The following is a 13483-nucleotide window of genomic DNA, read 5'->3' as shown; positions in this document are numbered from 1 at the left end:
TTCATATCCAGTTTATCTGTTTGTCTCGATTTCGCGATCTGACGGTTCTCTCTTTGCCCTGTCTGGCAAAAGCGATGGAGGAGATAAATAGCATTTTTTTCACGGCTACGTCGGACGGAAATGTGAAGAAAACGTCAGGATTGAGCCAGCAAAGCGGAAAAGCATAGTCAGGCAGAAAGAGACAACGAGGGGAAAAGTAAGCATCAGGCCACTTTTTCTTGATAAATTTTTGTTATCAACCACTTAATTACCACCCCGTATTCAGTACCAGTGATAATTGGACAAAAAATAACCATACAGGCGGTGTGGACATTGATTTTCCGGTAATCTTGACTAACTTTATTTACGAGTTCCTGTGTAACCCTTTGCTGTAGACGCCTTTCGTCGTCCGGCACCGCTCATTGCCACGGTGCCGGATTTTTTTATGCCCTAGCGACGAGCCCGTACCAGTTGATAGCGGCGAGTGAAGTATTCAAACGGCGCACTCCAGACATGTACCAGGCGGGTAAAGGGAAAGATCAGGAAAATCGTCATCCCCAGCACCAGATGGACGCGATAGATCCACTCGACGCCATCCAGCCAGGTTGAAGCGTTACCCTGGAATGTCACCACTGACTGTGCCCAGCCTACCAGCTTCATCATCCCCACACCGTCCAGATGGCGTAGCGAGAACAGAATCGACGTCAGCCCAAGGATCAGCTGGATCATTAAAATACCCAAAATCACAATATCGGCCCGGCTTGAGGTCGCCCGTACGCGAGGATTAAACATGCGTCTCTTCAGCAGCATCAGGCCGCCAACCAACGCCATCAGACCAAATACCCCGCCCGCCGCCATCGCCAGTTTCTGCTTGGTGGCAATGGCCAAAAAAGGCTCATACACCCAGTGTGGCGTCAGCAACCCGAACAGATGACCAAAGAAAATGCCGATAATGCCGATGTGGAACAGGTTAGAGGCCAGGCGGAAATTCTTTTTATCCAGGATCTGGCTGGAACCTGCGCGCCAGGTGTACTGCCCATAGTCATAGCGTAACCAGCTGCCGATCAGAAACACCGTCCCGCACAGATAGGGATAAATCTCGAAAAAGAAGATGTTCAGATAGTGCATTATTTCGATCCTCCGGCTGACAAATCCAGATATTGCGGGATGGGCTGCTGTTGAAAACGCTGCTGATGCGCTTTCTCCAGCGAGGCGTCGCACGCCTGCGCCCGATCGTCGATAAACTTGATCTGCGCTTCTTCCCAGACGGCATCCAGAGCCTGACGGGTATCATCGCGAGGCTCCTTGCTCACCTGTCCGGCCACGCTGCTGCTGCGCAACGGGCTGCCTGCCCAGATTAATAAGGAATCAAACAGCTGGCTAAAGGCGCTGGCACGCTGTTGCAGCCGCCCGCCAATCAGCGCCAGGATTGGAGCCACATCCTGCACGCCCTGACGTGCCGCCGCCTCTGGCTGCTGGCTGAGATATTCAAGATAGAGCGGCAGATAGTCCGGCAGCTCACGACAGTCGAGCAGCAGCCCTGCCTGCTCATACTGCGCCAGCAGATCCACCATCGCCTGACCGCGATCGCGTGATTCGCCATGTACATGTTCAAACAGCAACAGCGAGGTGGCGCAGCCGCGATCGAAAGTTTCACACCACTCCGACTGCCGATCCAGCAGCTCGCCGCTAAGCCAGCGGGTTGCAAATGGCTGCAGCATTGGCGTCTGCTGCGCCACCAGCGCGTTCAGTTCATCCTTCTCCTGCCACAGCGCCTTATCCGGATATTCCAGCAGCAGCGCCACTACTTTTAGCATCAGCATTATTCCCCCTCCGCCCGGTGCGTAATGTTAATGGCGTCGATACGACGGCTGTTGAACAGGTTGAATTTGCTGTCGCTGCCGTGGCAGCCGTCGCCAAAGGTAAAGCCGCAGCCGTTGCGCTCCGGGAAGGCATCAGCCGCCAGTTCGCGGTGGCTGGTGGGGATCACAAACCGGTCTTCATAGTTGGCAATCGCCAGATAGCGGTACATCTCTTCCACCTGCGCCACGCTGAGTCCGACCTGTTCGATGGCGCGGGTATCGGTCTCACCCTCCACCGTTTGCGCGCGTTTATAGTGGCGCATCGCCATCATTCTTTTTAGCGCCCGCAGCACCGGTGCGGTATCGCCCGCGCTCAACAGGTTTGCCAGGTACTGCACTGGAATACGCAGGGTTTCTACCGCCGGCAGCGCGCCATCCATTGGCAGCGCGCCCGCATCAGCCACCGACTGAATCGGCGACAGCGGTGGTACATACCAGACCATCGGCAGCGTGCGATATTCAGGATGCAGCGGCAGCGCCAGCTTCCAGTCCATCGCCAGCTTCCAGACCGGCGATTTCTGCGCCGCATCCAGTACGTTCTCCGGAATGCCCTGCGCCAGCGCTTCGGCAATGACTTCCGGGTCATTGGGATCGAGAAACACATCAAGCTGACGCTCATAGAGATCGGTTTCATTTTCTGCGCTGGCGGCCTCAGCGATGCGGTCGGCATCATACAGCACCACGCCGAGATAGCGAATGCGTCCGACGCAGGTTTCTGAGCAGACGGTTGGCATGCCCGACTCGATACGTGGATAACAGAAGATGCACTTTTCTGATTTCCCGCTCTTCCAGTTAAAGTAGATTTTTTTATAGGGGCAGCCGCTGATGCATAAGCGCCAGCCACGACAGCGGTCCTGGTCAATCAGTACGATGCCATCTTCTTCGCGTTTATAGATTGCGCCGCTGGGACAGGTCGCCACACAGCTGGGGTTCAGACAGTGTTCGCACAGGCGCGGCAGGTACATCATAAAGGTGTTTTCAAACTGGCCGTACATCTCCTTTTGCATCGCCACAAAGTTGCTGTCCTGAGATCGCAGGCTGAACTCGCCGCCCAGGATCTCTTCCCAGTTTGGCCCCCACTCTATTTTCTTCATGCGTTTGCCGCTGATCAGCGAACGCGGGCGGGCAATCGGCTGATGTTTGCCTTCTTTGGCGTTATGCAGATGCTGATAATCAAAACTGAACGGCTCATAGTAGTCATCAATGCCCGGCACCTCCGGGTTAGCGAAAATCTTGGCCATTACGCCCGCTTTGCCGCCAAGCCGCGGCTCCAGCTTGCCGTTGATTTTACGGATCCAGCCGCCCTTCCATTTATCCTGATCTTCCCAGGCTTTTGGGTAGCCGATGCCCGGTTTGGTTTCAACGTTATTGAACCAGGCGTACTCCATGCCTTCACGTCCGGTCCAGACGTTTTTACAGGTAATGGAGCAGGTATGACAGCCGATGCATTTGTCGAGATTCATCACCATCCCGACCTGTGAACGTATTTTCATTGCGCTTCCCCCTGCACCTGGTCCTGGCCTTCGCCATCCAGCCAGTTAATGTTTTTCATTTTACGGATCATGATGAACTCGTCGCGATTAGAGCCGACGGTGCCGTAGTAGTTAAAGCTGTAGGCCAGATGCGCATAGCCGCCGATCATATGGGTCGGTTTCGGACAGATGCGGGTAACGGAGTTATGAAAACCGCCACGGATGCCGGTAACCTCCGAGCCGGGAATATTGGTGATGCGCTCCTGCGCGTGGTACATCATGGTAGAGCCAGGCTTCACGCGCTGGCTGACCACCGCACGGCAGGTCAGCGCGCCATTGGCGTTAAACACCTCTACCCAGTCGTTGTCTTTGATCTGCAGCTCACGCGCATCCTCTTCGCTCATCCAGATAATCGGCCCGCCGCGCGACATGGTCAGCATCAGCAGGTTTTCGCTGTAGGTAGAGTGAATGCCCCATTTCTGGTGCGGCGTCAGGAAGTTCAGCGCTTTTTCCGGATAGCCGTTTGAAGGGATATGCTGTAGCTGAGTGACGCTGCGCGTATCAATGGGCGGACGGTAGGAAACCAGGCTTTCGCCAAAGGCGCGCATCCAGGGATGATCCTGATACAGCTGCTGTCGCCCGGAAAGCGTGCGCCACGGGATCAGCTCATGCACGTTGGTATAGCTGGAATTATAAGAAACATGCTCATCCTCCAGACCGGACCAGGTGGGACTGGAGATGATCTTACGCGGCTGTGCCTGAATATCGCGGAAGCGGATTTTTTCCTCTTCTTTGCGTCGCGCCAGATGGGTATGCTCGCGCCCAGTGATTTCGCCCAGCGCTTCCCAGGCTTTTACCGCCACCTGACCGTTGGTTTCCGGTGCCAGCGTCAGGATCATTTCCGCCGCATCGATGGCGCTGTTGATCATCGGCTGCCCTTTCGCCGGCCCCTCCGCCTTGACGTAATTCAGCTTGCGCAGCAGCTCAACCTCATTTGCCGTATGCCAGTTAATGCCTTTGCCACCGTTACCGATGGTTTCCAGCAGCGGACCCACGGAGGTAAAGCGCTCCCAGGTGGCCGGATAGTCGCGCTCAACCGTAATAATATTGGGTGCGGTTTTGCCGGGGAGCAGATCGCACTCGCCTTTATGCCACTCCTGGATTTCATAGGGCTGTGCCAGCTCAGCGGGCGAGTCGTGCTGAATTGGCTGTAGCACCACATCGGTCTCCTGACCGAGATGGCCAACACAGAGGTCAGAAAACGTTTTGGCGATATCTTTGTAGATTTCCCAGTCGGAGCGCGACTCCCAGACCGGATCCACAGCGGCGGAGAGCGGATGAATAAACGGATGCATATCCGTGGTGTTCATATCATCCTTCTCATACCAGGACGCGGTCGGCAACACCACATCCGAATAGAGACAGGTGGTGGACATGCGAAAATCGAGCGTCACCAGCAGATCCAGCTTGCCTTCCAGCGCTTTGGTTTGCCACTCCACCTCTTCCGGGATCGCATCGCCTTTGCCGATGCACTCTTCGCCCTGAATGCCGCTGTCGGTGCCGAGCAGGTATTTCAGCAGATATTCATGCCCCTTACCGGAGGAGCCGAGCAGATTAGAGCGCCAGATAAACAGGTTGCGCGGGTGGTTATTACCGTTGTCGGGTTGTTCACAGGCGAAGCGCAGCTTGCCGCTTTTCAGCGCGTCAACGGTATAGTCAACCGGTGACTGGCCCGCCTCTTTTGCCAGTGCAGCGATGCGCAACGGGTTAGTATTTAGCTGCGGCGCTGAAGGTAGCCAGCCCATGCGTTCGGCGCGTACGTTGAAATCGATCAGCTGGCCGGTGAATTTTTGCTTTTGGGCAATAGGTGATAACAGCTCGCTGATGCTCAGTTTCTCAAAGCGCCACTGGCTGGCGTGCGCGTAAAACCAGGAGGTGCTGTTCATCTGACGCGGCGGCCGCGTCCAGTCCAGCGCAAACGCCAGCGGCATCCAGCCGGTTTGCGGCCGCAGCTTTTCCTGACCAACATAGTGTGCCCAGCCGCCGCCGGTTTGTCCCACGCAGCCGCAAAACACCAGCATATTGATCAGGCCACGGTAGTTCATATCCATGTGATACCAGTGGTTGAGACCGGCTCCCACAATGATCATCGACCGTCCTCGCGTTTTATGGGCGGTCCCGGCAAATTCGCGGGCGATATGCTCCAGGTTTTTGCGCGGCACGCCGCTGATCTGCTCAGCCCAGGCAGGCGTGTAGGCTTTGATCTCATCATAGCTTTGCGCGCAGTTGGCATCATCCAGACCGCGATCCAGCCCATAATTCGCCAGCATCAGATCGTATACCGTGACCACGCGTCCGATGGTGCCATCCGCCAGCGTAATTTGCTTAACCGGCAGCTGGTGCAGCAGGATGGGATCTTGCTTAACGTGGCGGAAGTTGGGGCTTTCATTACCGCCATAGTAGGGAAACGCCACCGGAACCACTTCATCACGATCGTCAATCAACGACAGGCGCAGCGCGACTTCGCTGCCTGCTGCCTGTGGCTCAAGGTTCCACTTCCCTTTTTCGCCCCAGCGGAAACCGATTGATCCGTTAGGCACCACCATCTCACCGCTCTCACTCAGGGCGACGGTTTTCCAGTCGGGATTGTTGGCCTCGCCCAGCGCATCGGTGAGATCGGCGGCGCGCAGCAGGCGGCCAGAGGTGTAATAGCCGCTCTCTTCCGGCTCCAGCAGCACCAGCATCGGCATATCGGTATAGCGCCGCGCATAGTTGAGGAAATAGTCGCTGGGGTTTTCCAGATGGAACTCTTTCAGGATCACATGCCCCATCGCCATCGCCAGCGCGCTGTCGGTCCCCTGTTTTGGTGACAGCCACTGGTCACACAGCTTGGCGACCTCTGAATAGTCAGGGCTGATGGCGATGGTTTTGGTGCCTTTATAGCGCACCTCGGTAAAGAAGTGGGCATCTGGCGTGCGGGTCTGCGGTACGTTCGAACCCCAGGCGATGATATAGCTGGAGTTGTACCAGTCGGCGGATTCCGGCACGTCGGTCTGCTCGCCCCAGGTCATCGGCGACGCGGGCGGCAGATCGCAGTACCAGTCATAAAAACTCAGGCTGGTGCCGCCGATCAGCGAAAGATAGCGCGTTCCGGCTGCGTAAGAGATCATCGACATGGCCGGGATCGGCGAAAAACCGGCCACGCGATCGGGGCCGCAGTGTTTGATGGTCCAGATATTGGCGGCGGCGATCAGCGTATTCAGCTCTTTCCAGTCGGAGCGGATAAAGCCGCCGTGCCCGCGCGCCTGTTTATAGCTGCGGCTTTTTTCGGGATCGGTGACGATAGCGTTCCAGGCGAGTACCGGATCGCCGTGCTGCGCCAGCGCCTCGCGCCACAACTCCACCAGCCGTCGGCGCACCAGCGGATACTTTAGCCGGTTGGCGCTGTAGATATACCAGGAGTAGCTGGCGCCGCGTGGGCAGCCGCGCGGTTCATGATTGGGCAAATCGGGGCGGGTGCGTGGATAGTCGGTCTGCTGCGTTTCCCAGGTGACCAGACCATTTTTGACATAAATCTTCCAGCTACAGGAGCCGGTACAGTTTACGCCGTGGGTGGAACGTACAATTTTGTCGTACTGCCAGCGCTGGCGATAGCTGTCCTCCCAGTCGCGGTTGCTGTTCATCAACTGCCCGTGTCCATCCGAGAAGGTGTCGCTTTTCTGGCGAAAATAGCGAAACTTGTCCACTAGCTTACTCATTACCCACTCCTGGCAGAGAGTTTCCCTGCGGTTACATGGCTCAAATTACATAACCTGAAAAACAGATCGAAGAAGATGCCGTGCTTAGTCTTTAGTAAAGCGGCGCCCGTAAACCAGCCAGGTCACCAATGTGCAGACAACGTAGAAGACCAGGAAAACTTTCATCGCTCCGACCGGCGAGCCGGTCATCGCCAGCGATGTGCCGAAGGCTTTTGGAATAAAGAAACCGCCGATAGCGCCGATGGCGGAGATAAAACCCAGCGCGGCGGCGGTCTCGGTCACCGCCACATGTTGCGCCTGCGCTTCAGTGCCGCCAGCCGCCAGCACGCGTTTGCGCGTCAGGGTGCGGAAAATCACGGCGATCATCTGAAAGGTTGAGCCGCTGCCCAGGCCAGCGGTGAGAAACAGACCCATAAACACGGCGTAAAAGGCAGTAAAACTGCCGGTGCCGTGTCCTGGCAGCGTCGAAAACAGCAGCAGCGTAAACAGAGCCATCAGCATAAAGTTCACCAGCGTGACGCGAATGCCGCCGAGCTTATCGGAGATAATGCCCCCAGCCGAACGCGCCAGCGCGCCTAAAAATGGCCCAAAAAAGGCCAGTTTCAGGATATCGACATCGGGAAACTGCGTTTTTGCCAGCATGCCAAAACCCGCTGAAAAGCCGATAAAAGAGCCAAAGGTTGCCAGATAGAGCAGGCTCAGCAGCCACATATGGCCGCGCTTCAGTACCGTAAGCTGCTCGCGTAGCGACGCCTGCGTGCCTGCCAGCGTATCCATACAGAACCAGGCGGCCAGTACCGCGATCATCAGCAGCGGCACCCACAGCCACGCGGCATTAGCCAGCCACAAACGGCTGCCGTCCGGCTGCTCTACGCCATGAACGCCCAGAAAGGTAAAAATCGGTAGCGAGATCACCACAGGCGTCAGCAGCTGCATCACGCTGACGCCCAAATTGCCCAGCCCGCCGTTAATGCCCAGCGCGCTGCCCTGACGTGCCCGGGGAAAGAAAAAACTGATATTGCCCATGCTGGAGGCGAAATTCGCCCCGGCAAAGCCGCACAGCAGCGAGATTACAATAAATACGCCGTAAGAGGTGTCAGGATTTTGTATGGCGAAACCCAGCCAGGCGCAGGGAATAATCAGAATGGCGGTGCTGATCACCGTCCACTGCCGACCACCAAACAGCGGCACTGCAAAGGAGTAAGGTACGCGCAGAATCGCTCCGGAAAGTGAAGGCAGCGCGGTAAGCAGAAACAGCTGATCGGTCGTGAAATGAAAGCCAACTTTATTAAGGTTTACCGCTACGGCGCTGAACAGCATCCAGACGCAGAAGGCTAACAGCAAAGCAAAAACAGATGTCCATAAATTACGTTGCGCGATTTTTTTGCCGGTTTTCTCCCAGTAGCGCGGATTTTCGGCATCCCAGCCGCGCAGCGCGGCATGCGTCGATTTCTCATGTGTGGCCATATTCACGTTCCATGGTAAGAATCAATGAAGGCGGACTGAAGCAAAGCGACAAATCCCCGTAAGCGTAGTCGGGTTATTTAGAGTGATCAATAATCAATCAGTAATTATGATTAGGGTAATAATCAGGCATGAAGGGAAAATTTACGTAGTTAAAACAAGAAACTAAAAATGAGACTCTTGTCTACCTCTAAAGAATTAATCGCCCCGCTTTGGGCATAAGGAAAAAGGAATGGTACGCAGCGGGCCGGTTTACCGCGCTGACCATTTCCTTGAAAAATGAAGGGATTTTATAGGGGGTAGCAATGGCTTATTTCCCACGAACGCACTGCATATAATTGTGGATTGACAGGGAACTGACTAACAACTTAGCGTGGCCCTGCCGCTGTTGTTTACTTGAACAATGTCACATTTTTAGCCTGTAACTTTCGCTCCAGAACAAAATACCGGGCGGGATTTTAAACGCCGGTAGAGAAGCAGCGACAGCATGGCCGATAACGACAGCAGCGCGGCGGGCAGAGCCACATAGTTATAGGGAAAATGGGCGGTAAGCATGGCTCCGCCGCAGAAGGCGCCCAGGGCGCTACCAAGGTTAAACGCGATTTGCCCGCCCGCCGCGCCCAGCATCTCACCGCCTTTGGCATTTTGTAGCAGAAGAATTTGCAACGGCGCAGAGAGCGCAAACAGTCCGGCGCAGATAATAAACGCCAGGCTGAGCGAGGCGATATTCTGATAAGCGAAAAACAGAGTTAACGTTAACGCGACGGCAATCGTGAAGTTAGTTATCGCTGCAATGCGCAGCGGCGAAAATCGGCTGGATAACCTCCCGCTTACTATATTGCCCAGTACCATGCCCAGCCCTGCCAGCATCATAATCAGCGGCATCACCTGATCGGGAAAGCCAGAGACGTAGATCATCACCGGCTTAATGTAGCTGAACCAGGCAAATACCCCGGCGTTGCTGCACAGGGTAGCCAGAAAAACCAGCCACGGCGCGGCTGATTTCAGGAAGTGGAACTGTTCGCTGAGTTTGGTTGGCGCGTTATCAGAAATATCAGGTATCCAAAAAACAATAGAAGTGATTACCGCGATATTAAAAACAGAGATCAGCAGGAAAGTTGATCGCCAGCTAAATTCATGGCTCAGCAATGTGCCCAGCGGAATGCCAATCAGGTTCGCCAGCGTCATTCCGGATACCATGCCTGCTACCGCTGCGGTCACTTTACCCGGCCTTATTACCCGGGTCAGGATAATCGCGCCGACGCCAAAGAATGCGCCGTGCGGAAAGCCGGAAATCAGGCGAGCAATAATCAGCATGGTATAGGAAGAGGAAAAGGTGAAGATAGCGTTGCCAGTAATGCACAGCGCCGCCAAAAATAGCAGAATCGTTTTCAACGAGAACTTATGGGAGATAACGGCAATCACCGGCGCGCCGATAACCACGCCGAGCGCATAAAATGAGATCATATGACCTGCGGAAGATACCGGGATGTCTATATCACGAGCCAGTTCGGTCAGTATGCCCATAATTCCGAATTCGGCCATGCCGAGTCCGAATGTTCCCAGCGCCAGGGAAATAATCACTTTGTTCATACTGCTAACCCTCGAGCTTTTTTTTATGGTGTCACGAATGGAGTTAACAGAGCATTCACTATTCTCGTGATGTTATTAATAAACCTGCTAATAAAAAATCTTAAGGTAAAGGATGTCATATTTTCAGCTCGTAGCGCTTAACCATGCCAGCCGTCTGCTTAATCACGGCCCTACCGTTCTGATCACCAGCTTCGATGCTGCCTCCGGCAGACGTAATGTTATGGCCGCGGCCTGGTCAACGCCGGTTGAGTTTGTCCCGGCGCGTATTGCTATTGTGGTGGATAAAGGCACCTGGTCGCGAGAAATCATTGAGCAGAACCAGGCATTTGCTATCTGCGTACCTACCGCTGCCATTGCTGATTTAACCTGGGCGGTTGGCAGCGTTTCCGGACGCGATAAGAATAAGTTTGAACACTACAATATTGAGGCTAAGCGTGGACCCGAGCTCGGCCTGCCGGTGATCGAACAGGGCTGTGCCGCCTGGCTGGAATGCCGACTGCTGCCGGAAACCCAGGCGCAGCAGCAGTACGATACCTTATTTGGAGAAGTGGTCGCTGCCGCCGCCGATACGCGTATTTTTAACCAGGGCCGCTGGCAGTTCTCAGCCGAACATCCTGAGCATCATACGCTGCATCATTTAGGCGCCGGAAGCTTTGTTACCAGCGGGCCGCTGATACAGGCAAAGCCGCTCTGATCTTTCAGCCATAAAAAAAGCGCCCTTGCAGGCGCTTTTTACTTTTGCTTCGCGTTAGTTATTTCAGGCGGAACGCCACTACGCTGTCTCCGGCTTTGGTACCCAGCGAACCGTGGCCGCCTGCGGCGATCACCACATACTGTTTGCCATCGCTGCCCTGCCAGGTCGACGGCGTAGCCTGCGCGCCAGCGCTCAGCTCGGTCTGCCACAGCAGTTCGCCAGTATTGATATCATAGGCGCGGAAGAAGTTATCCGCCGTCGCGCCGTGGAATACCACATCGCCTGCCGTCACCAGCGGACCGCCATGCGCCACCATTCCCATCGGGAAACCGATCGGGAAACGCCCCGGCAGGAAGCTGGTGTTGAGGTTTTTCGTGGTGCCCACGCGGCGCAGCCATTCGGTTTTACCGGTTTTCAGATCCACGCCAACCATACGTCCCCACGGCGGGGCGATACAAGGAATGCCCAGATCGGAAGCCAGCTGCTGAATATGAATGGCATAGTCGCCGTGGAAGTTCTCATTCCAGTAAGGCTGTCCATCCTGAGTGAACATACGTTTCGTAGCCGTTTCCGGCGTACGCTTGATCAGCGTATATTTATAAGCCAGGCGCACCGGCGAAGCGATCAGGATCTGTCGCTCTGGATCAACCGCCACGGACCCCCAGTTAAACACGCCGATATTACCCGGGAATATGATAGAACCCTGCTCGGTAGAAGGCGTCCAGGGATTACCGTCATAGCGCAGCGATTTAAAATCGATACGGCAGGCCATCTGATCGAACGGCGTAATGCCCCACATCGATTTTTCAGTCAGCGGCTCCGGCAGGAAGTTCAGGCTGGAAACCGGCTGGGTCGCGGCAAATTTCTCACCGGCAACGCCATCGGTCGAAACCGGTACCTGCCTGACGGGATAAACCGGCTCGCCGGTCAGACGATTAAGAACAAAAAGGTTGCCGGTTTTGGTCGGCAGGATCACCACCGGCTGTTTGCTACCCTGATAATCGATATCAAGCAGTGACGGCTGCGACGGGTTATCGCGATCCCACAGGTCGTGGTTAGAGCTCTGGAAACGCCATTTAAAGGTGCCGGTCTGCAGATCCAGCGCCACCAGCGCATCGCGGAACTTCTCGGTATTGCTGTTGGCATCGCGCTCGATACCCAGCTCATCCGGCGAGGCATTGCCAAACGGCACATAAACCAGGCCGTTATGCAGATCGGCGCTCAGAGTACCCCAGGCGATCGGCGTATCGTAAGGATAGTTTTGGTTAGCGGCAATCGGCTGGGTTTGCGTTGGGTTGGCAGGATCGAAATTCCATACCAGGCGACCACTCTGCACATCATAGGCACGAATCACGCCAGATGGGTTGCCCTTATCAAAACCGTTATCCATGACTGAGCCGCCAACAATCACCAGATTGCCCGCTACCAGCGGTGCGGCGGTCTGCATCAGCGCATGCGGACGGATTTCGCCCATATTGGCGCGCAGATCCACAATGCCGTCCTGGCCGAAATCGGCGCATCGCTTGCCGGTATCCGCATCCAGCGCCACCAGTTTGGCATCGGTGGTAGCATTAAAGATACGCTTGCGGCAGATTGCCGGCGCATTACCCTGCGGCTGAGCGGCGCTGGCTTCATAGTAGCTAACGCCACGGCAGGTCTGGTGCTGCTGCAGATAAGAGCGATTCTTTTGCGGCACATATTTCCATTTCAGCTTGCCGGTTTCCGGCACCAGCGCATGGATTTCATTATGCGGCGTACAGAAATAGAGCGTGTTATTTGCCTTGAGCGGCGTCGCTTCAAAGGTATATTCGCTGGCATCATCGCTTTGACGCAGATCGCCGGTGTGATAAGTCCAGGCAACCTCCAGATTATTCACGTTTTGCTTATTAATCTGGTTCAGAGCTGAAAAGCGCAGGCCGTTGTTAGTGCCACCGTAAGCGACCCAGTCATCGTGTGCGACGGCGGCACTGCTGGGCTGGCGGGCATTGGTAATTTTACCTTCCTGCGGCAGCGGATCGTAGAACATCAGGCCAATTACCACCGCGATAATAATAATCAGCGTAGACCCCAGGAACGGATGAAACTTACGTCCGGTCAGCGGACGTACCACCCACGGCATCGCCAGCCAGACACCGATCAGGCCGAGGACATCGCCACGCGGGATCCACTGCCATTTATCGAAGCCCACCTCATAAATAATCCAGAACAACGTAATCCACAATAAAACGGCACAGGCGGTTAAGGCGATTTTCTTATTCATCGCCAGGGTAATGGCGATAATCAATAGCCCGATGGCCATGACTGCGTAAAATGGGCTTCCCCCAAGCAGTAACAGCCTGCCGCCCATATAAAGCATAGCTATGCCGATCAGGGCGATAACTATCCCGGTAATTTTGTTAACCATGTTTCCCTCATAACAATTTACAAAAATTGAAAGTAAAACCAAAAAACATTACATCAAATCAACACAATTTTAACTTTGAAGCACAGGCATTAAAATCCCACAAAATCTTATCTGTTAAGAGCATTTGATGATTTTCCCGGTGAAAGATCGATCTCGCTTGCGCCTGCCGCTTCCAGCCATACATTGAAATTAATAAATTAGCGAAAATAATAAGACAGGCTGTAAAGCATAGAAAAGAATTGCCACGTAATGCTAAA

At 54.8% G+C, this 13483-nt stretch carries 8 protein-coding genes; 1 reads left to right on the top strand and 7 read right to left on the bottom strand.

Going from position 1 to position 13483, the window contains the following annotated elements; translation table 11 throughout:
• Positions 1–429 precede the first annotated feature (429 nt).
• From narI to araJ, 6 genes are all read right to left on the bottom strand, one after another.
• On the bottom strand, positions 430–1107 hold the full coding sequence (gene narI, locus ACQE32_RS05195) for a respiratory nitrate reductase subunit gamma (protein WP_426972584.1): 678 nt from the start codon (positions 1105–1107) through the stop codon (positions 430–432).
• On the bottom strand, positions 1107–1802 hold the full coding sequence (gene narJ / locus ACQE32_RS05190) for a nitrate reductase molybdenum cofactor assembly chaperone (RefSeq protein ID WP_426972582.1): 696 nt from the start codon (positions 1800–1802) through the stop codon (positions 1107–1109). The genes narI and narJ overlap by 1 nt, the downstream gene beginning before the upstream one ends.
• A complete protein-coding gene (gene narH / locus ACQE32_RS05185) occupies positions 1802–3334 on the bottom strand; it encodes a nitrate reductase subunit beta (protein ID WP_426972580.1) in 1533 nt (510 codons plus the stop codon). Before narH ends, narJ begins: the two co-directional genes overlap by 1 nt.
• Entirely contained in the window at positions 3331–7071 is a 3741-nt protein-coding gene (locus tag ACQE32_RS05180) for a nitrate reductase subunit alpha (protein WP_427021432.1), read from the bottom strand. Before ACQE32_RS05180 ends, narH begins: the two co-directional genes overlap by 4 nt.
• 84 nt (positions 7072–7155) lie before the next feature.
• Complete coding sequence (gene narU, locus ACQE32_RS05175; RefSeq protein WP_426972576.1) at positions 7156–8538, bottom strand: nitrate/nitrite transporter NarU; 1383 nt, start codon at positions 8536–8538, stop codon at positions 7156–7158.
• A 411-nt stretch (positions 8539–8949) separates the two neighbouring features.
• The gene (gene araJ, locus ACQE32_RS05170) at positions 8950–10128 is read right to left on the bottom strand and encodes an MFS transporter AraJ (protein WP_427021431.1); all 1179 of its coding nucleotides are present in this window, start codon (positions 10126–10128) and stop codon (positions 8950–8952) included.
• A gap of 112 nt (positions 10129–10240) precedes the next feature.
• Here araJ and ACQE32_RS05165 point away from each other — a divergent pair, with 112 nt between their 5' ends.
• On the top strand, positions 10241–10822 hold the full coding sequence (locus ACQE32_RS05165) for a flavin reductase family protein (RefSeq protein ID WP_427021430.1): 582 nt from the start codon (positions 10241–10243) through the stop codon (positions 10820–10822).
• A 58-nt stretch (positions 10823–10880) separates the two neighbouring features.
• Here the strand turns inward: ACQE32_RS05165 and ACQE32_RS05160 are convergent, their stop codons facing one another.
• Complete coding sequence (locus ACQE32_RS05160; RefSeq protein WP_427021429.1) at positions 10881–13226, bottom strand: membrane-bound PQQ-dependent dehydrogenase, glucose/quinate/shikimate family; 2346 nt, start codon at positions 13224–13226, stop codon at positions 10881–10883.
• Positions 13227–13483: the final 257 nt, after the last annotated feature.

Source organism: Pantoea sp. FN0302 (genome assembly GCF_050113775.1).
Classification (GTDB): Bacteria; Pseudomonadota; Gammaproteobacteria; order Enterobacterales; family Enterobacteriaceae; genus Mixta; species Mixta alhagi.
The sequence above is the reverse complement of the archived record's forward strand: the minus strand, read 5'-3'. Positions and strand labels throughout refer to the sequence as shown.

Coding starts and splice junctions, on each gene's coding strand:
- narI (WP_426972584.1), bottom strand. CDS start 1,107: ATGCACTATCTGAACATCTTCTTTTTCGAGATTTATCCCTATCTGTGC.
- narJ (WP_426972582.1), bottom strand. CDS start 1,802: ATGCTGATGCTAAAAGTAGTGGCGCTGCTGCTGGAATATCCGGATAAG.
- narH (WP_426972580.1), bottom strand. CDS start 3,334: ATGAAAATACGTTCACAGGTCGGGATGGTGATGAATCTCGACAAATGC.
- ACQE32_RS05180 (WP_427021432.1), bottom strand. CDS start 7,071: ATGAGTAAGCTAGTGGACAAGTTTCGCTATTTTCGCCAGAAAAGCGAC.
- narU (WP_426972576.1), bottom strand. CDS start 8,538: ATGGCCACACATGAGAAATCGACGCATGCCGCGCTGCGCGGCTGGGAT.
- araJ (WP_427021431.1), bottom strand. CDS start 10,128: ATGAACAAAGTGATTATTTCCCTGGCGCTGGGAACATTCGGACTCGGC.
- ACQE32_RS05165 (WP_427021430.1), top strand. CDS start 10,241: ATGTCATATTTTCAGCTCGTAGCGCTTAACCATGCCAGCCGTCTGCTT.
- ACQE32_RS05160 (WP_427021429.1), bottom strand. CDS start 13,226: ATGGTTAACAAAATTACCGGGATAGTTATCGCCCTGATCGGCATAGCT.